Source organism: Cellulosimicrobium sp. MI9406 (genome assembly GCF_040595865.1).
GTDB classification, from domain to species: Bacteria; Actinomycetota; Actinomycetes; order Actinomycetales; family Cellulomonadaceae; genus Cellulosimicrobium; species Cellulosimicrobium funkei.
Window position 1 is genome coordinate 200652 of record NZ_JALIZI010000009.1, and the last position, 18697, is coordinate 219348.

The 18697-nt window shown below is 73.1% G+C and carries 20 protein-coding genes; all 20 read left to right on the plus strand.

The window, feature by feature from the left end; translation table 11 throughout:
* The 20 genes from prmC to MT994_RS17245 all read left to right on the plus strand — a co-directional run bounded on the left by prmC (position 1) and on the right by MT994_RS17245 (position 18523).
* The gene (gene prmC / locus MT994_RS17150; RefSeq protein ID WP_144722696.1) at positions 1 to 1011 is read left to right on the plus strand and encodes a peptide chain release factor N(5)-glutamine methyltransferase; all 1011 of its coding nucleotides are present in this window, start codon (positions 1 to 3) and stop codon (positions 1009 to 1011) included.
* Positions 1008 to 1778: an L-threonylcarbamoyladenylate synthase gene (locus MT994_RS17155; RefSeq protein ID WP_085387554.1), complete on the plus strand. Its 771-nt coding sequence runs from the start codon at positions 1008 to 1010 to the stop codon at positions 1776 to 1778. The genes prmC and MT994_RS17155 overlap by 4 nt, the downstream gene beginning before the upstream one ends.
* Entirely contained in the window at positions 1775 to 3031 is a 1257-nt protein-coding gene (locus tag MT994_RS17160; protein WP_194521023.1) for an MraY family glycosyltransferase, read from the plus strand. Before MT994_RS17155 ends, MT994_RS17160 begins: the two co-directional genes overlap by 4 nt.
* Entirely contained in the window at positions 3028 to 3543 is a 516-nt protein-coding gene (locus tag MT994_RS17165; RefSeq protein WP_228074545.1) for a hypothetical protein, read from the plus strand. The genes MT994_RS17160 and MT994_RS17165 overlap by 4 nt, the downstream gene beginning before the upstream one ends.
* Positions 3544 to 3781: 238 nt before the next feature.
* Complete coding sequence (gene atpB / locus MT994_RS17170) at positions 3782 to 4576, plus strand: F0F1 ATP synthase subunit A (protein ID WP_021482770.1); 795 nt, start codon at positions 3782 to 3784, stop codon at positions 4574 to 4576.
* A 104-nt stretch (positions 4577 to 4680) separates the two neighbouring features.
* A complete protein-coding gene (locus MT994_RS17175; RefSeq protein WP_021482769.1) occupies positions 4681 to 4911 on the plus strand; it encodes an ATP synthase F0 subunit C in 231 nt (76 codons plus the stop codon).
* A complete protein-coding gene (locus MT994_RS17180; protein ID WP_034653505.1) occupies positions 4911 to 5519 on the plus strand; it encodes a F0F1 ATP synthase subunit B in 609 nt (202 codons plus the stop codon). The genes MT994_RS17175 and MT994_RS17180 overlap by 1 nt, the downstream gene beginning before the upstream one ends.
* Positions 5519 to 6334: a F0F1 ATP synthase subunit delta gene (locus MT994_RS17185; protein WP_043655661.1), complete on the plus strand. Its 816-nt coding sequence runs from the start codon at positions 5519 to 5521 to the stop codon at positions 6332 to 6334. Before MT994_RS17180 ends, MT994_RS17185 begins: the two co-directional genes overlap by 1 nt.
* Positions 6335 to 6443: 109 nt before the next feature.
* Complete coding sequence (gene atpA, locus MT994_RS17190; RefSeq protein ID WP_034653508.1) at positions 6444 to 8075, plus strand: F0F1 ATP synthase subunit alpha; 1632 nt, start codon at positions 6444 to 6446, stop codon at positions 8073 to 8075.
* A gap of 2 nt (positions 8076 to 8077) precedes the next feature.
* A complete protein-coding gene (locus MT994_RS17195; protein WP_021480884.1) occupies positions 8078 to 8974 on the plus strand; it encodes a F0F1 ATP synthase subunit gamma in 897 nt (298 codons plus the stop codon).
* Between the two features lie 91 nt (positions 8975 to 9065).
* On the plus strand, positions 9066 to 10547 hold the full coding sequence (gene atpD, locus MT994_RS17200; RefSeq protein WP_021480886.1) for a F0F1 ATP synthase subunit beta: 1482 nt from the start codon (positions 9066 to 9068) through the stop codon (positions 10545 to 10547).
* A 132-nt stretch (positions 10548 to 10679) separates the two neighbouring features.
* The gene (locus tag MT994_RS17205) at positions 10680 to 10946 is read left to right on the plus strand and encodes a F0F1 ATP synthase subunit epsilon (RefSeq protein ID WP_021480887.1); all 267 of its coding nucleotides are present in this window, start codon (positions 10680 to 10682) and stop codon (positions 10944 to 10946) included.
* Between the two features lie 13 nt (positions 10947 to 10959).
* Complete coding sequence (locus tag MT994_RS17210) at positions 10960 to 11376, plus strand: DUF2550 domain-containing protein (RefSeq protein ID WP_021480888.1); 417 nt, start codon at positions 10960 to 10962, stop codon at positions 11374 to 11376.
* A 62-nt stretch (positions 11377 to 11438) separates the two neighbouring features.
* Positions 11439 to 12134 carry an endonuclease NucS gene (gene nucS / locus MT994_RS17215; RefSeq protein WP_021480889.1) on the plus strand — a complete coding sequence of 232 codons (696 nt, stop codon included), beginning with the start codon at positions 11439 to 11441 and terminating at the stop codon, positions 12132 to 12134.
* A gap of 198 nt (positions 12135 to 12332) precedes the next feature.
* Positions 12333 to 13022 carry a TetR family transcriptional regulator gene (locus tag MT994_RS17220; RefSeq protein WP_354807221.1) on the plus strand — a complete coding sequence of 230 codons (690 nt, stop codon included), beginning with the start codon at positions 12333 to 12335 and terminating at the stop codon, positions 13020 to 13022.
* Positions 13019 to 14005: a YndJ family transporter gene (locus MT994_RS17225; RefSeq protein WP_354807222.1), complete on the plus strand. Its 987-nt coding sequence runs from the start codon at positions 13019 to 13021 to the stop codon at positions 14003 to 14005. The genes MT994_RS17220 and MT994_RS17225 overlap by 4 nt, the downstream gene beginning before the upstream one ends.
* The gene (locus MT994_RS17230; protein ID WP_354807223.1) at positions 14002 to 14523 is read left to right on the plus strand and encodes a DUF1990 domain-containing protein; all 522 of its coding nucleotides are present in this window, start codon (positions 14002 to 14004) and stop codon (positions 14521 to 14523) included. Before MT994_RS17225 ends, MT994_RS17230 begins: the two co-directional genes overlap by 4 nt.
* 48 nt (positions 14524 to 14571) lie before the next feature.
* Positions 14572 to 15852: an amidohydrolase family protein gene (locus MT994_RS17235; RefSeq protein ID WP_354807224.1), complete on the plus strand. Its 1281-nt coding sequence runs from the start codon at positions 14572 to 14574 to the stop codon at positions 15850 to 15852.
* Between the two features lie 255 nt (positions 15853 to 16107).
* Positions 16108 to 17151 (plus strand): LacI family DNA-binding transcriptional regulator, encoded by a 1044-nt coding sequence (locus MT994_RS17240; RefSeq protein WP_198285596.1) that lies wholly within the window; start codon positions 16108 to 16110, stop codon positions 17149 to 17151.
* A gap of 70 nt (positions 17152 to 17221) precedes the next feature.
* Positions 17222 to 18523, plus strand: coding sequence for an extracellular solute-binding protein (locus MT994_RS17245; RefSeq protein ID WP_086150758.1), 1302 nt, complete (start codon positions 17222 to 17224; stop codon positions 18521 to 18523).
* Positions 18524 to 18697 lie beyond the last annotated feature (174 nt).

An 18697-nucleotide genomic window follows, 5' to 3' on the forward strand; every position in this document is an offset into this window, starting at 1 on the left:
ATGGGCGACGCGCGCACCGAGCGGTCCGTGCCCGCCGCGCTCACCGCGGACGACCTGCGGCGCGCGGTGCGGGCCGCCGAGGGGATCCTCGTGGAGGCCGGCGTCCCGTCCGCGCGCCACGACGCGGAGGCCCTCGCGGCCTGGAGCCTCGGCCTGCCGCGCCTCGAGTGGTACCGGCTCCCCGCGGGCGACGCCCCGCTCGCCCCCGCGCTCCCGACGGGCGCGACCGACCGCTTCCTCGCCGACTTCGCGGACGCGGTGGAGCGCCGACGAGGGCGTGAGCCGCTCCAGCGCATCGTCGGGCACACCGTGTTCCGGCACGTCACGGTCGAGGTGCTCGACGACGTCTTCGTGCCCCGCCCGGAGACGGAGACGGTCGCGCAGGTCGCGATCGACGAGGCGGCACGGCTCCTCGGCGACCCGGGCCGCGCGGACCGGCCGCCGCTCGTCGTGGACCTGTGCTGCGGGTCGGGCGTCATCGGGATCAGCGTCGACGTCGAGGTGCCGGGCTCGCGCGTCGTCGCGGTCGACCTCTCGCCCGACGCCGTCCGCGCGACGACGGCGAACGCCGCGCGCGTGGGGTCGGGCACCCAGCGCACGCTCGTCGGCGACGTGGGCGACCCGGCCCTGCTCGCCGAGCTCGACGGGACGGTCGACGTCGTCGTGTCGAACCCGCCGTACATCCCGCCGGACGCGGTGCCGGTCGACCCCGAGGTCCGCGACCACGACCCCGACCTGGCGCTCTACGGTCGCGGCGCCGACGGGCTGGAGGTGCCGCGCGCCGTCGTGCGCGCCGCCGCGCGCCTGCTGCGGCCCGGCGGCCTGTTCGTCATGGAGCACGCGGAGGTGCAGGCCGCCGACGTGCGCGCGGCCGCCCGCGCCGCGGACGCGTTCGTCGAGGTGCGCACCCTGACGGACCTCACGGGCCGCGACCGCATGGTCGTGGCACGACGAGCCGGTGCCACCGGTGACCCGGGGTCGCCGCACGGGCGTGGAAGGATGGACCCGTGAGCTCCGTCCACCCCGTGACCGACCCGAACACCTGGGGCGCCGGCATCGACGAGGCGGTCAACGCGATCTCCCGCGGTGGCCTCGTCGTGCTGCCCACCGACACCGTCTACGGCATCGGCGCCGACGCCTTCGACGCCGAGGCGGTGTCCGCGCTGCTCGCCGCTAAGGGCCGCGGGCGGCACATGCCGCCCCCGGTCCTCGTCCCCGACGCGCGCACGCTCGACGGCCTCGCCACCGACGTGCCCGACGACGCGCGCCGCCTCGTCGAGGCGTTCTGGCCCGGCGGGTTCACGATCATCCTGCGGGCCCAGCCGTCGCTCGCGTGGGACCTCGGCGAGACGCACGGCACGGTCGCGCTGCGCATGCCCGACCACCCGGCCGCGCTCGCGCTCCTGCGCCGCACCGGGCCCCTCGCCGTGTCGTCCGCGAACGCGACGGGTCGCCCCGCCGCGCTGCACGTCGACGACGCGCGCGAGCAGCTCGGCAGCGCCGTCGGCGTCTACCTCGACGGCGGGACGGCGCCCGGGGGAGTGGCGTCCACGATCGTCGACGCGACGTCCGGCGCGCTGCGCGTCGTGCGGCAGGGGGCCGTGACGCTCGAGCAGCTGCGCGAGGTCGCGCCCGTCCTCGGCCCCGACGACGAGCCGGCCGCGGACGCGGCCCCGGAGCCGCCGGAGACGGTGCCCGCCGAGGCTGCCGTCTCCGACGCGCCCGCCGAGACCCGAGGCTCCGGCGACGCCGGGGAGCCGGAGGCGAACGGCGGGTGAGGGTCTACCTGCTCGTGATGCTCGTCGCCGCCGCGGTGACGTTCCTCGCGACACCCTTCGCGCGCTGGGTCGCGCTGCGCACGGGCGCCATCACGGCGGTGCGCGACCGCGACGTCCACACGATCCCGACCCCCCGGCTCGGCGGTCTCGCGATGCTGCTGGGGCTGGTGGTGGCGGTCGTCTTCGCGTCGCAGATGCCCTTCCTCGAGAGCGTCTTCGTCGGCGAGGTCGCGGGGCAGATGGTCGCCGACGCCCGGATCTGGGGGATCGTCGGCGCCGCGGCGATCGTCTGCCTGCTCGGCATCGCCGACGACATCTGGGACCTCGACTGGATGACCAAGCTCGCGGGCCAGGTGCTCGCGGCCGGGCTCATGGCGAGCCAGGGCGTCGTGCTGTTCACGCTGCCCATCCCCATCGGGGAGCAGCAGCTCATCTGGTCCTCGCGCCTCCAGCTCGTCGCCACGATCCTCGTGGTCGTGGTGGCCATGAACGCCGTGAACTTCGTGGACGGCCTCGACGGCCTCGCGGCCGGCCTCGTCGCGATCGGGGGCGCCGCGTTCTTCCTCTACTCGTACGTGCTCACGCAGAAGGCGAGCGCCGACGACTACTCGAGCCTCGCGACCCTCGTCATCGCGGCCCTCGTCGGCATCTGCGTCGGGTTCCTGCCGCACAACTTCCATCCCGCCCGGATCTTCATGGGGGACTCGGGCTCGATGGTCCTCGGCCTCGTGTTCTCCGCCGCGGCGATCGTCGTGACGGGCCGGGTCGACACGACCACGCTCTCCGGGGCGCAGCAGATCCCGGCGTTCATCCCGCTCCTCCTGCCGCTCGCGGTGATCCTCCTGCCGCTGCTCGACATGGCCATGGCGGTCGTGCGCCGCGTCGCGCGCGGCAAGTCCCCGTTCCACCCGGACCGCATGCACCTGCACCACCGGATGCTCGCGATCGGGCACTCGCACCGGCGCGCCGTGCTCATCCTCTACGTGTGGACGGCCGTGTTCGCGTTCGCCGCCGTCGCGCTGGTCCAGTGGCACTGGCACGGCGTCGCCGCAGGGCTCACGGCGGCCGTCGTCGCCGCGGCGCTCCTCACGCTCGGACCGCTGCGCACGCGCGGGCGGTTCCTCGACGACGACGCCGCCGCGGTGGTCGACGTCCCGCCGGTCCTCGCGCCCCCCACCTCCTCCGCGCCCGGGCCCAGCGACCCGGCCGCGTCGTCCGCCGTCCCCACCCCGCCGAAGGAAGCCCTGAGATGACGACGAGCCAGCCCGAGCCCGCCCGCCCGGACGACCGACCGGACGCCAGGCCGGAGGGCGCGGCGACCGAGGGCGCCGTCGAGCAGACGATCGGCGCGCACGGCCGCGCCGTGCGTGCGGTGTTCCGCACCGCCCTGCGCGACGTGCTGGTGCTGCTCGGCGCGCTGACCGTGCTCGGCGTCGCCGTCGGTGCGCTCGTCGCGGGGCTGCCAGGCGTCTGGGGCGCGCTCCTGGGCGTGGGCGTCGCCCTGATCTTCTCCGCGACCACGGTCTGGACGATGCTGCGCACCGTCGACTCCAGCCCGACGACGACGGCCGCGATCGTCATGGCGAGCTGGCTCGGCAAGATGGTGGTGCTCATCGCCGTCCTCGTCGTGCTGCGCGGCATGGACTTCTACGACCGGTGGGTGTTCGCCGGGGTGCTGCTCGTCGGCGTGATCGGTTCCGCCGCGCTCGACTACCGGGCCGTGAGCAGGGGACGGATCCCGTACGTCGACCCCGCGGCGCGCTGACGTACGACCGGCGCGCCGCCGACGTACCACGGGGCCGCCGCGCGGGGGGAGGGACCCTCGTCCCGCAGCATGAGCAAAATGTCACAAGCGGCCGGGAACGGCGAGAGCACGCGGATCCATACGTTAGGCTACTGGCGAATCCATGACGGCCAGGTCCGACGGCGTGCCCACCCACGGGTGACGGCTGCCCGGACCACACGACCATTGGGAGTCCACCCTGTCCACGCTTGCGACCCCCGTGCTCCTCGCTGCATCCGAGAGCGAAGGTGGCTTCCACGCGCCGTCCATCGCCGACTTCTTCCCGCCGGCGATCCTCTTCGAGGGCACCATCTTCCAGATCGACCGGATCTGGATCGTCCGGATCGTGGCCACGATCGTCCTCCTCGCGATCTTCGTCGTCGCCGCGCGTCGGGCGCGCCTGGTCCCCGGGCGCTTCCAGAACGCGATCGAGATGATGCTGGACTTCGTCCGGGTCCAGATCGTCGAGGAGATCATGGGCAAGGAGCACGCCAAGCGCTTCGTGCCGATGATCACGACGATCTTCTTCGCGGTCCTCGCCTTCAACCTCACGGGCATCATCCCCGGCCTCAACATGGCCGGTACCGCCCGCATGGGCCTGCCCTTCCTGCTCGCGCTGTGGGTGCTCGTCACCTACTGGGCCGTGGGCATCAAGGCGCACGGCCTCGGCGGCTACCTCAAGAACAGCCTCTTCCCCCCGGGGATCCCGGCGCCGATCTACCTGATCGTCACCCCGATCGAGCTGCTCCAGATCCTCATCATCCGGCCGGCCTCGCTCGCGATCCGTCTCGTCGCCAACATGGTCGCCGGCCACATCATGCTGGTCCTGTGCTTCGCCGCGACGCAGTACTTCGTCTTCGAGGCGGTCCCCGCGATGAAGGCCTTCGGCGTCCTGACGCTCGCCGGCGGGCTGATCTTCACGCTCTTCGAGCTCCTCGTCGCGGCCCTGCAGGCCTACATCTTCGCGCTCCTCGCGTCGGTGTACCTGAACATCGCGCTCGAAGAGGAGCACTGACCCGAGGCCGCACCGCGCGCCCCGACCGACCCTCTCCCATCACGCACCACTCAATGTGACGCCCGGCCGACCGGTCGGGCGCCCAACGGAAGGAACGAGCACACGTGGACGTCACCACCCTCGCCGAGGTCTCCGGCAGCATCAACACGATCGGCTACGGCATCGCCGCGATCGGCCCGGGCATCGGCCTCGGCATCCTCATCGGCAAGACCGTCGAGGGCATGGCCCGCCAGCCTGAGGTCGCCGGCCAGCTCCGCGCCACCATGTTCCTCGGTGTCGCGTTCGTCGAGCTGCTCGCGCTGCTCGGGCTCGTCGCCGGCTTCCTCTTCCAGTGATGACGGCGCTGGCTGACGCCGCGCTCACCCTCGCGGCGGAGACCGGCGAGGAGCCGGCAGGCATCGACCTGTTCCTCCCCGCCGGCTACGACATCCTGTGGTCGGCCGTCGTCCTCGTCATCATCGCGGTCGTCTTCTACAAGGCGGTCCTGCCGAAGTTCCAGGCGGTCCTGGACGAGCGCACCGCGAAGATCGAGGGCGGTCTGGCCAAGGCGGAGTCCGCCCAGGCCGAGGCCGCGGCGGCGCTGGCGGAGTACCACCAGCAGCTCCAGGAGGCACGCACCGAGGCGGCGAAGATCCGTGAGGAGGCGCGCGCCGAGGGCTCGGCGATCGTCTCCGACCTGCGGGCCAAGGCGTCCGACGACGCCGCGCGCATCGTCGAGACGGCGCACCGCCAGATCGAGGCCGAGCGCCAGCAGGCCGCGGTCTCGCTGCGCAACGACGTCGGTCTGCTCGCCACGGAGCTCGCCTCCAAGATCGTGGGCGAGTCGCTCGCCGACTCGGCACGCCAGAGCCGCGTCGTCGACCGCTTCCTCGACGAGCTCGAGGCCGCGGGTCCCGCGGCGGCGAGCGCGGCGGGCACCGGTCCCGGCACCGAGGAGCGCTGATGCGCGGAACGAGCGGCGAGTCCCTGACGCAGGCGCGGGACCGGTTCGAGCCGGTCCTGCGCTCGGCGGGCGAGAGCGCGCTCGCGCTCGGCGAGCAGCTCTTCGCGGTCACGGCGGCGCTCGACGAGTCGGCGCCGCTGCGGCGCTCGCTCGCGGACCCGTCCCGCTCCGGTGCGGACAAGGCGGCGCTGGTCACGGCCGTCCTCGCGTCGGGCTTCGACGAGCGCGTCGTCGACCTCATGGCCGGCCTCGTCCGGTCGCGGTGGTCGCGCGAGAGCGACCTCGCGGACGCGACCGAGCGCCTCGGCCTGGAGGCGGTCCTCGCGTCCGCCCAGTCCCGTGGTGCGCTCGAGCAGGTCGAGGACGAGCTCTTCCGGACGTCGCGCGCGCTCGTCGGGCAGCGCGAGGCGCGGCAGATCCTCTCCGACGACACGATCGACCCCGAGCGTCGCGCCGCCTTCGTGCACGCGCTGCTCGGCGGGAAGGCCGACCGTGCGACCGAGGTGCTCGCGGTCCACGCGACGCGCGCGCTGCGCGGGCGCCGGTTCGTCCCGACGCTGGGCTGGATCGGTGAGGTCGCGGCCGAGCGTCGGCAGCGGCTCGTCGCCTCCGTGACGTCGGCGACGGTGCTCACGCAGGCACAGCTCGACCGCCTCTCGGCGCTGCTCGAGCGGGCCTACGGGCGTGCCGTGCAGCTCAACGTCACGGTCGACCCCGCCGTCCTCGGCGGGATGCGCGTCCAGGTCGGTGCCGACGTCGTGGACTCCACGGTGCTGGCCCGGCTGGCCGACGCGCGCCGACGTCTCGTGAGCTGACCGGCCCACCCTTCCGACCGACGACCGTCCTGCCGGCCACCGGCCGCACAACCGACAAACGTTCGACCGCACCCGAACCACGAGGTGCGGCCACGACAGGAGAAGAGCAATGGCTGAGCTGACGATCCGGCCGGAGGAGATCCGGGCCGCTCTGGACAGCTTCGTGAAGTCCTACGAGCCCGAGGGCGCCGTGTCCGAGGAGGTGGGCCGGGTCACCCTGGCCGCCGACGGCATCGCCCAGGTCGAGGGTCTCCCGGGCGCGATGGCCAACGAGCTGCTGCGCTTCGAGGACGGGACCCTCGGTCTCGCCCTCAACCTCGACGTCCGCGAGATCGGTGTCGTCGTGCTCGGCGAGTTCACCGGCATCGAGGAGGGGCAGGAGGTCCGTCGCACGGGCGAGGTCCTCTCCGTCCCGGTCGGTGACGGCTACCTCGGTCGCGTCGTCGACCCGCTGGGCAACCCGATCGACGGCCTCGGCGAGGTCGCGACGGAGGGCCGCCGCGCCCTCGAGCTCCAGGCGCCCGGCGTCATGGCGCGCAAGTCGGTCCACGAGCCCCTCCAGACGGGCCTCAAGGCGATCGACTCGATGATCCCGATCGGCCGCGGTCAGCGTCAGCTGATCATCGGTGACCGCCAGACGGGCAAGACGGCGATCGCGATCGACACGATCATCAACCAGAAGGCGAACTGGGAGTCGGGCGACCCGACCAAGCAGGTCCGCTGCATCTACGTCGCCATCGGCCAGAAGGGCTCGACGATCGCGTCGGTCCGCGGCGCCCTCGAGGAGGCCGGCGCGCTCGAGTACACGACGATCGTCGCGGCTCCGGCGTCCGACCCGGCGGGCTTCAAGTACCTCGCCCCCTACACCGGCTCGGCCATCGGCCAGCACTGGATGTACGGCGGCAAGCACGTCCTCATCGTGTTCGACGACCTGTCGAAGCAGGCCGAGGCGTACCGCGCGGTGTCGCTGCTGCTGCGCCGCCCGCCGGGCCGCGAGGCGTACCCCGGTGACGTCTTCTACCTGCACTCCCGCCTCCTCGAGCGTTGCGCGAAGCTCTCGGACGAGCTGGGCGCGGGCTCGATGACGGGTCTGCCGGTCATCGAGACGAAGGCGAACGACGTCTCGGCGTACATCCCGACGAACGTCATCTCCATCACGGACGGGCAGATCTTCCTCCAGTCCGACCTCTTCAACGCGGACCAGCGTCCGGCCGTCGACGTCGGCATCTCGGTGTCCCGCGTCGGTGGTGACGCCCAGGTCAAGGCGATGAAGAAGGTCTCGGGCACGCTGAAGCTCGAGCTCGCGCAGTACCGCTCGCTCGAGGCGTTCGCGATGTTCGCGTCCGACCTCGACGCGGCGTCGCGGGGCCAGCTCCAGCGTGGAGCGGTCCTCATGGAGCTGCTCAAGCAGGGCCAGTACTCGCCGTTCCCGGTCGAGGAGCAGGTCGCGTCGATCTGGGCCGGCACCAAGGGCAAGCTCGACGACGTCCCCGTCGAGGACGTGCGCCGCTTCGAGTCCGAGATGCTCGACCACCTGCGCCGCAACACGGACGTCTTCTCGACGATCGTCGAGACGGGCAAGCTCGAGGACGCGACCGAGGCGCAGCTCTCGGAGGCGGTCGACGCCTTCCGTGCCGGCTTCCTCAAGGGTGACGGCACGCCGCTCGTCGGCGGCGACACCGAGGACGAGACCGAGACGGAGATCGAGCAGGAGCAGATCGTCCGGCAGAAGAGGGCCTGAGCATGGCCGGATCCCAGCGCGTCTACAAGCAGCGGATCAAGTCGACGCAGTCGCTCAAGAAGATGTTCCGCGCGCAGGAGCTCATCGCCGCGTCGCGCATCGGCAAGGCCCGCGACCGCACCGCGGCCGCGGCGCCGTACGCCCGGGCGATCACCCGGGCGGTGTCGGCCGTCGCGACGCACACGACGACGCAGCACCCGCTGACGAGCGAGCGCACGGACACCAACCGGGTCGCGGTGCTCGTCGTCGCGTCCGACCGCGGCATGGCCGGCGCCTACTCGGCGTCGATCATCCGCGAGACGGAGCGCCTCGTGGAGCGGCTCGCCGCCGAGGGCAAGGAGGTCGCGCTCTACGCGGCCGGCCGTCGGGCGATCCAGTACTACACGTTCCGTGGGCGCGAGCTCGCGGGCACGTGGTCGTACGGGTCGGACGCCCCGAACGCGGAGGTCGCGGGCGAGATCGCCGAGACTCTGCTCGGTGCGTTCCTCGCGCCGGCCGCCGAGGGCGGCGTGAGCGAGCTGCACATCGTCTACACGCAGTTCGTCAACATGGTCACGCAGCGCCCCCGCGTCGTGCGGATGCTCCCGCTCGAGGTCGTCGAGGGCGTCGCCCCCGCCGGCAAGCACGACGTGCTCCCGCTGTACGACTTCGAGCCCTCGCCGGAGGCGGTGCTCGACGCGCTGCTCCCGCGCTACGTCCGCAGCCGGATCTTCAGCTGCCTCCTCGAGGCGGCGGCGTCCGAGCTCGCGGCGCGGCAGCGGGCGATGCACACCGCGACAGACAACGCGGAGGACCTCATCCGCAACTACACGCGGCTCGCGAACCAGGCGCGCCAGGCGGACATCACCCAGGAGATCAGCGAGATCGTCTCGGGTGCCGACGCCCTGGCGGCGTCATGACGGGCCGCGAGGCCCGCGCGGCCAGCACCATCACCGACATCCTGACCGAACCCGCCGGGGACCACTCCGGCACTGCGAAGCGAGGCCAGCAATGACCGCCACCACCGTGGAAGCACAGGTCGAGCACTCCAGCGGTCCCGGCGTGGGCCGAGTCGCTCGTGTGATCGGCCCCGTCGTGGACATCGAGTTCCCGGCGGACGCCATCCCCGACATCTACAACGCGCTGACCGTCGACATCGACCTGTCGTCGCAGGGCGAGGGCGAGAAGTCGTTCACGCTCACGCTCGAGGTCGCCCAGCACCTGGGCGACTCGCTCATCCGTGCGATCGCCCTCAAGCCGACGGACGGCCTCGTCCGCGGCGCGCAGGTCACCGACACGGGCGCCCCGATCAGCGTCCCCGTCGGCGACGTCACCAAGGGCAAGGTCTTCAACGTCACGGGCGACGTCCTCAACGCCGAGCCCGGCGAGACGATCGAGATCACCGAGCGCTGGCCGATCCACCGCAAGCCCCCGGCGTTCGACCAGCTCGAGTCGAAGACCACGATGTTCGAGACGGGCATCAAGGTCATCGACCTCCTCACCCCGTACGTACAGGGTGGGAAGATCGGCCTCTTCGGTGGTGCGGGCGTCGGCAAGACGGTCCTCATCCAGGAGATGATCCAGCGCGTCGCGCAGGACCACGGCGGTGTCTCGGTGTTCGCCGGCGTCGGCGAGCGCACGCGTGAGGGCAACGACCTCATCCACGAGATGGAGGACGCGGGCGTCTTCGACAAGACCGCCCTCGTCTTCGGCCAGATGGACGAGCCCCCGGGCACGCGTCTTCGCGTCGCGCTCTCCGCGCTGACCATGGCGGAGTACTTCCGCGACGTGAAGAAGCAGGACGTCCTCCTGTTCATCGACAACATCTTCCGCTTCACGCAGGCGGGTTCCGAGGTGTCGACGCTGCTCGGGCGCATGCCGTCCGCGGTCGGCTACCAGCCGAACCTCGCCGACGAGATGGGTCTGCTCCAGGAGCGCATCACCTCGACGCGTGGTCACTCGATCACGTCGCTCCAGGCGATCTACGTCCCGGCGGACGACTACACCGACCCGGCGCCGGCGACGACGTTCGCGCACCTCGACGCGACGACCGAGCTCTCCCGTGAGATCGCCTCGCGCGGTCTGTACCCCGCGGTGGACCCGCTCGCCTCGACGAGCCGCATCCTCGACCCGCGCTACGTGGGCCAGGAGCACTACGACGTCGCGACGCGCGTGAAGTCGATCCTGCAGCGCAACAAGGAGCTCCAGGACATCATCGCGATCCTCGGTGTGGACGAGCTCTCGGAGGAGGACAAGACGGTCGTCGCGCGTGCGCGCCGCATCCAGCAGTTCCTCTCCCAGAACACCTACATGGCCGAGAAGTTCACCGGCGTCGTGGGCTCGACGGTCCCGCTGAGCGAGACCATCGAGGCGTTCAAGAAGATCGCCGACGGCGAGTTCGACCACATCTCCGAGCAGGCCTTCTACAACATCGGTGGCCTCGAGGACCTCGAGCGCAACTGGGCCCGCATCCAGAAGGAGTACGGCGCCTGACCCGACGCTCGCACGGGGCCGGGCCGGACGGCCCGGCCCCGTGGGCGTCGCTCCCGACCCGGTCCGCCGCACGCGGACCGGGCGTCGTCCCGGACAGCACACCGGGCATGAACCGCCCATGAAGGAGTTCCCGTGGCACAGCTGAACGTCGACCTCGTGGCGGCGGACCGCAAGATCTGGTCGGGCCGCGCGCAGCGGGTCACGGCCCCCGCGGCGGACGGCGAGATCGGCATCCTCGCGGACCACTCGCCGCTGCTCTCCGTGCTGCAGGAGGGCTCGGTACGCATCGCGGGCGAGGGGGAGTCCCTCGAGGTCCGCGTCTCCGGCGGGTTCCTCTCCGTCGACTCGAACCAGGTCACGATCGTGGCGGACTCCGTCGAGTCCGTACCGGCCCGCTGACCTCCGCCCGACCATGACGCCTCTGGCCTGGATCGCGCTCGGACTGCTCGTCCTCGTCCTTGTCGCGATCGGGCTGGGGGTGTGGCGTCTGCGCGCCCTGTCGCACCGCGTCGGCTCGTTCGAGTGCGGCGCGCGGCGCGCGGGCGCCCCCGGGGCCCCCTGGGTCGCGGGCATCGCGCACTACGGCGTCGGCCGCATCGACTGGTGGCGGCTGTGGTCCGTGTCGCTGCGGCCCGCCCGCACCTGGTCGCGCTACGACCTCGTCATCGCGGGCCGCGAGCCGCTCGCCGGCGAGGAGTCCGACACCTACCTCGTCCGCTGCCGCTACCGCGGCCAGGACTTCGAGCTCACGATGTCGCGGGCCGCCTACGAGGGCCTCGCCTCCTGGCTGGAGGCCGCGCCTCCGGGGCGGCGCGACGTCGTCGTCTGAGGCGTCGCCCGGGGCAGACGCCGTGACCGGACCGCCCACCACCGACCCGGAGTACCCGCCTCATGCGCCTCGTCGTCGCCCGCTGCTCCGCCCGCTACACGGGCCGCCTGTCCGCCCACCTGCCGCTCGCGACGCGCGTGCTCATCGTCAAGGCCGACGGGAGCGTGCTGCTGCACTCGGACGGCGGGTCGTACAAGCCGCTGAACTGGATGAGCCCGCCGTGCTCGCTCGCGGTGCGCGCGCCCTCCGACGAGGCGCGCGAGCGCGGCGTCACGGAGGTCTGGGCCGTCCAGCACGCGAAGAGCGACGACCGGCTGGAGATCGAGCTGCACGAGGTGCAGCACGACAGCTCGCACGAGCTCGGCGTCGACCCGGGGCTCGTCAAGGACGGCGTCGAGGCGCACCTCCAGGAGATGCTGGCCGCGCAGATCGAGCTGCTCGGCTCGGGCCACACCCTCGTGCGCCGCGAGTACCCGACGGCGATCGGTCCCGTCGACATCCTCGCCAAGGACCCGCTCGGCGCGACGGTCGCGGTCGAGATCAAGCGCCGGGGCGACATCGACGGCGTCGAGCAGCTCACGCGCTACCTCGAGCTGCTCAACCGCGACCCGCTGCTCGCGCCCGTGCGCGGCGTGTTCGCCGCGCAGGAGATCAAGCCGCAGGCGCGCGTGCTCGCGACCGACCGCGGCATCGGCTGCCTCGTGCTCGACTACGACGCGATGCGCGGCGTCGACGACGTCGACTCGCGTCTCTTCTGACGCCCGTCCCACCGCCGAGCGGGCGGTCGTGGCCTTCCTGCCCCCGGACGAGCCACCACCGCCTGTTCGTCCCGCCAGGACCGCCTGCTCGGCGGCTGACAGCAGCAGATGGCCACTCGGCGCGCGCCGTCACCGCACCGCACGGGACGGGATCGTGCCGTGGTAGTTTTTGAACATGTTCAAAAAGGGCCCTGACGCATGAGCGCGACGCCGAAGTCCGAGCGGACCCGCGCGCACCTGCGCGACGTCGCGATCCGGATGCTGCGCGACGTCGGTTACGAGCGCACGACGATGCGCGCCGTCGCGGCGGAGGCGGGCGTGAGCACGGGGAACGCTTACTACCACTTCCCGTCCAAGGACGCGCTCGTCCAGGAGCTCTACCTCGACGTGCAGCGCGAGCACGCCGCGCTCGCCGCCCCGGTCCTCGCGGCGGGCGGGTCGCTCGCCGACCGGCTGCGCGGCGTGTGGGGCGCGGCGATCGACGCGTTCGCCCCCTTCCACACGTTCGGCGCGGAGTTCATCTCGGTCGCGATCCGTCCGGGCTCCGACGCGAGCCCGTTCTCGGCCGCGTCGACCGACGCGCGCGACCTCTCGCGCGACCTCTTCGAGGAGGTCGTGGCGGGGACGTCGTCGCGCGTCCCGGCGCACCTCCGGGCGCGCCTGCCGGAGCTGCTCTGGCTGGCGCAGCTCGGCATCACGCTCTTCTGGGTCTACGACTCCTCGCCGGGGTTCGCGCGCACGCGCCGCCTCGTCGACGGCGGCGCGACGCTCGTCGGCAACCTCGTCCGGCTGGCACGCCTCCCGGTCGCCCGCGGCGTGGTCGACGACGCCCTGCGCCTCGCCCAGGACGTCTCGGCGCCGGCCCCGACCCGCGGGGTGCCGTCGTGAGCCCGGCGGGGGAGGCGGTCGTCGGGCTGCTCGTGGCGCTCGGCGCGGTGGTCGTGCTCCCGCTCGGCCTCCGGCTCCTCGGGCGGCAGGTCGTCCCGGCGCCGCGCAGCGCCGCCTGGCCGCTCGCCGGCGCCGCCGCCGTCGTGAGCCTCCTGCTGCCGCACAGCAGGCTGGCCGTCGTGCTGACGCTGCCCTTCGTGCTCGCGTCCGCCGTGCTGCTCGGGGCGGGCATCCGCCTCGCCGTGGGCACGCTGCGCGACGTGGCGCCTCCCGCCCGCCCGGGGCGCGCGCACGCCGTCGTGCCCCGTGCCGGCCTGGGCGACGTGCCGCCGCGCGTCGACCTCGCGAGCCGGGCCGCGACCGTGACCGCGCTCGTGCTGCCCGCGGTCGGGGCGAGCGCGCTCGTCGCCGAGCGCGCGGAGTGGGGTCTGCTCGGGTTCTCCGGCACGTACCTCGCCCTCACGGTGCCGCACATGCTCTACGCGGGCTTCGGGGCGGCGCTCGTCGCCGGCGCGGTCGCGCGGCTCGCCCCGGGCGACCGGCTCGCGACCGCGGGCGCCTGGGGCGTCCCGGCCGGGACGGTGCTCGTCCTCGTCGGGTACTTCGTGGGCGACGTCGCCGAGCTCGTCGGGGCGGTCGTCCTCACGCTCGCGCTGTGGGCGACGGCGGCCGCCGTCGTGCGGTCGCTCGCGCGCCGCGGCGGACGGCCAGCCGCGGCCCGGGCGCTGCTCGGCACGGCGGCCGTCGTCGTGAGCGCGTCGATGGTGCTCGCGCTGTGGTGGGCGGGGGGCGAGGCCTTCGGGTTCGCGCACCCGAGCCTCGACGTCATGGCCGCGACGCACGGGGTCGGGAACGCGCTCGGCTTCGTGCTGTGCGCGCTGCTCGGCGTCCGGCTGCTCGCCCGTGACGGCACGACCCCGTCCCCGGCAGGGGACCCGGACCCGACGAGCCCCCGCCCGGGGGCCGAGAGGAGCACGGCATGACGTTCACCTATCCCGAGGTCGGGGCGACGCGCACGGACCGCTGGCCCGCCGGGTACCGGCACCTGCACGTGCGGCGCCGCCTCACCGACCGCGCCCGGCCGCCCGAGGACCTCGCCCGGCTGGGCGAGCAGCTCCTCACGTGGCAGGTGCACGCCGCGGCACGCGTGCGGCTCGAGACGGACGCCGCGGAGGCAGCCCCGGGGGTGCGGGTCACGACTTTGCTCGGTGTCGGGCGCCTGAGGCTGTACGAGCCGTGCGAGGTCGTGTGGGTCGAGCGCACCGAGCAACGCGTGGGCTTCGCCTACGGGACGCTCCCGGGCCACGCGTTCGTGGGGGAGGAGCGGTTCGCCGTCGAGCGCGACGACGCCGGAGACCTGTGGTGGCGCATCGACGTCTTCAGCCGCCCCGTGCTGTGGTGGGTGCGACCGTTCTCGTTCGCCGTGCCGACGTTCCAACGGCTGTTCGCGCTGCACCTCGGACGGGGTGCGCGACGGCTCCTCGAGGCGGCCGACGGCTGACCCGAGAGGTTTGCACGCCGGGTGTACGAAGTGCGCCAGAATGGCCCCATGACCGACGCCGTCCGCAGCCCTCGTCCCGACCAACAGCCCGGCACCGCGCGCGTCCTCGCGGGTCGCGTCGTCACCCCGGACGGGGTGCTCGACGACGGCGTCGTGGCCGTCCGTGACGGACTCGTCGCGTGGGTCGGCCCGCGCTCGGAGGCGGCGGCCGCCGGGTTCCCCGACGTGCCCGCCGGGGACGGGGTGACCCTGCTCCCGGGCCTGGTGGACGTGCACGACCACGGCGGCGGCGGGTCGAGCTTCCCCGACGCGACGAGCGCGGCCGAGGCGCTCGGCGGGGCGCGCGAGCACCTGCGGCACGGCACCACGAGCCTCGTCGCGTCGCTCGTGACCGCGCCGCGCGACGTTCTGCTCGCCCGCGCGGCGACGCTCGCCGACCTCGCGGAGGCGGGCGAGATCGTCGGCATCCACCTCGAGGGCCCGTTCCTCTCGGAGGTGCGGTGCGGAGCCCAGAACCCGCACGACATGCTCGACGGCGACCCGGAGCTCGTCCGGGCGATCGCTGCCGCGGCGCGCGGGCACCTGCGCACCATGACGGTCGCGCCCGAGGTGCCGGGCGTCGTCGGGCCCGGGGGAGTGATCGAGACGCTCGTCGAGGTCGGCGCCGTGCCTTCGATCGGGCACACGGACGCGACGACCGAGCAGACCGAGGCGGCGATCGCCGCGGGCGTCGCGGCGTTCGCCGCGGCGGGCCGGCCGGGCGCGCGGCTGACCGCGACGCACCTGTTCAACGGGATGCGCCCGCTGCACCACCGCGAGCCGGGGCCCGTGGCCGCGTGCCTCGCGGCGGCCGCGCGCGGCGAGATGGTCGTCGAGCTCGTCGCCGACGGCACCCACCTCGCGCACGGCACGATCCGGAGCGTCGTCGAGCTCGTCGGCCCGCACGTGGGGGCGGACGGCGCGGTGGCCGGGCCGGACGCCGTCGCGCTCGTCACGGACGCGATGGCCGCGGCCGGCATGGCGGACGGCGCGTACGAGCTCGGTCCGATGCGCGTCACGGTCGCGCACGGCGTCGCGCGCCTCACCGACGGCGGGGCCATCGCCGGCGGCACGTACCACCTGCTCGACGTCGTGCGCGAGACGGTCGAGGCGGGGGTGCCGCTCGTCGACGCGGTCCGCGCGGCGTCGTGGACCCCGGCCGGCGTGCTCGGCCTCGACGACCGCGGCGGGCTGGTCGCGGGGCTGCGTGCCGACGTCGTCGTGACGGACGGCGACCTGCGCGTGCGCGAGGTGCTGCGCGGCGGGGAGGGCGTCGACCTCTCCGCCTGACCCCGGGCCCGCCGGTGACCGATCGAGCCGCCGGGCGGTCCTGCCGCCCGGCGGCTCGTGCGCGTCCGGACGTCGTCGCAGGTCGGGGCGCGCAGCAAGAACGAGAGAGCGTGCTCTTGCCCGACGGACTTGACGCCAGCCATTTGTTCAACCAATACTCGTAAAATCGAAGCGCTTCGACGATGCGTTTCGACGAAGCGCTTCGACGGCCGAGGCGCGGGACCGGACCACAGGGGAGTGGTGAGGATGGCGACGATGCAGGACGTGGCGCGACGCGCGCAGGTCTCGCTGAGCACGGTCTCGTACGCGCTGTCCGGCACGCGTCCGGTCTCCGACGCCACGCGTCGGCGCATCGAGGACGCCATGGCCGAGCTCGGCTACCAGCCCAACGCGATGGCCCGCGGCCTCGCGTCCCGCCGCAGCCACGTGCTCGCCCTCATCTACCCCGCGATGGAGAAGGGCCTCGGCGGCACGGTCGCGGAGTTCGTCTCGTCGGCGGCGGAGACCGCGCGCGAGAACGGTTACCACCTGGTCCTGTGGCCCTTCCGCACGACCCAGGCGCCCGAGGTCCGCGACCTCGTGCGCCAGGGGATGGCGGACGGCGTCCTGCTCATGGAGGTCGCGCTCGACGACGCGCGGGTCGACGTGCTGCACGAGGCCGGCGTCCCGTACACGATGATCGGCCGGACGCGCGACGTGTCCGACCGGCCGTCGGTCGACATCGACTTCGAGCGCACGACGGACGACGCGGTCCAGCACCTCGTGGACCTCGGGCACCGCCACGTGGCGCTCGTCAACCACTCGCAGGCGACGGCGGACGACGGCTACGCGCCGACGTTCCGCGCCGAGGAGGGCTTCGAGGCGGCGATGCGCCGTCGCGGGCTCGAGCCGGTCGCGCTGCGCGTCGACGAGTCGCCGAGCGCGGGCCGTGACGCCGTCGCGACGCTGCTCGCGCGCGAGCCCCGCCTCACGGCGTTCGTCACCATGAACGAGATCGCGACGTTCGGCGTCGTGGCCGAGCTCCAGCAGCGCGGCGTCGCGATCCCCGGCGACATGTCGATCCTGTCGATCGTCACGTCGCCCGGCGTCGGGGAGATGAGCAACCCGCCGCTCACCACCATGCACGCCCCCGGGGCCGAGCTCGGCCGCCTGGGCGTGCAGAAGCTGCTGTCCCTCGTGGACGGCTCCCGTCCGAGCACACCGAACGTGCTCATCCCGTGCGTCCTCGAGCCCGGCAGCAGCGTCGCCCCCGCGGCCGGCCGGGCACCGGACGACGACCCCGAGCCCGCGGCTCGCTGAACACCGACCGGCCGGGCGACGCCCGGCCGCCCTCCGGCCCCCGCCGGAACTCGATGAGGAGGACACGCACATGCTGCGATCCCGGAAGATCTCGCTCGTCGCTGCCGTGGCAGCGCTCCCACTCGCCCTCGGGGCGTGCGGGAGCTCCGGCGGCAGCGGCGGGTCCGACGACCAGACCCTGACGATCTGGCACTACGAGAACGAGGACTCGGCCATGGGCCAGGCCTGGGCCAAGGCGATCGAGATCTTCGAGGAGGAGAACCCGGACGTCGACGTCGTCGTCGAGAAGCAGACGTTCGAGCAGATCCAGAAGAACGCCAAGATCGTCCTCACCGGCGACGACGTGCCGGACGTCATGGAGTACAACAAGGGCAACGCGACCGCCGGCCAGCTCGCCGCGCAGGGCCTGCTGACCCCGCTCACCGACGCGGCGACCGAGCGCGGCTGGGACGAGAAGCTCAGCGGCTCGCTCCAGACGACCGCGACCTACGACGACCAGGGCCTCATGGGCTCGGGCGAGTGGTACGGCGTCCCGAACTACGGCGAGTTCGTGCAGGTCTACTACAACAAGGACATGTTCGCCCAGTACGGGCTCGAGGTGCCGACGACGCTCGAGGAGCTCGAGACCGTCATGCAGGCCTTCAAGGCCCAGGGCGTGACGCCGCTCGCCGAGGCCGGTGCCGAGTACCCGATGGGCCAGCTCTGGTACGAGCTCGTGCTCGCGAACTCGGACCGGGACTTCATCGACCAGTACCAGCTCTTCGACGGCGACCCCGACTTCCACGGTCCCGAGATGACGCAGGCGACCGAGACGCTCGACTCCTGGATCAAGGACGGCTACGTCGCGTCCGACTCCGCGGCGCTCACCGCGGAGGACATGGGCGTCTCGTTCATCAACGGCACCTACCCGATGATGGTCTCCGGCTCGTGGTGGTTCGGCCGCATCGTCGAGGAGATGGACGCCGACTGGGGCCAGTTCAACTTCCCCGGCAACACGCTCCAGGTCGGCTCGTCCGGCAACCTGTGGGTCGTCCCCGCGAACGCGGACTCGCCCGACCTCGCCGAGGAGTTCATCGACGTCACGCTGCGTCCCGAGGTGCAGAACATCCTCGCGGAGAAGGGCGGCCTGCCCGTCGCCGGTGACGCGTCCGTCATCACGGACGAGCGCACGCAGCAGCTCACCGAGAACTTCCAGGCGATCCTCGACGACGACGGCCTCGCGTTCTACCCCGACTGGCCCGTGCCCGGCTACTACGACGTGATCGTCAGCGAGCTCCAGTCCCTCATCAACCAGTCGAAGTCGCCGACCGAGGTGCTCGACGGCCTCGAGTCCGCCTACGTGGACGGCAAGGCGGACCTGCTCGACAGCTGAGCGGAACCGCCCGTCCCGGGCGGCCGGCCGGCACCTGCGCCGGCCGGCCGCCCGGGCACCACCCGAGCACCGCCCGAGGACCTCCCGCGAAAGAGACCGTCATGACCACCCGCACCGACACCGTGCCCGAGGCCGGGCCCGGACCCGCGCGCGAGGCGCCGCGCGCGACCGCGG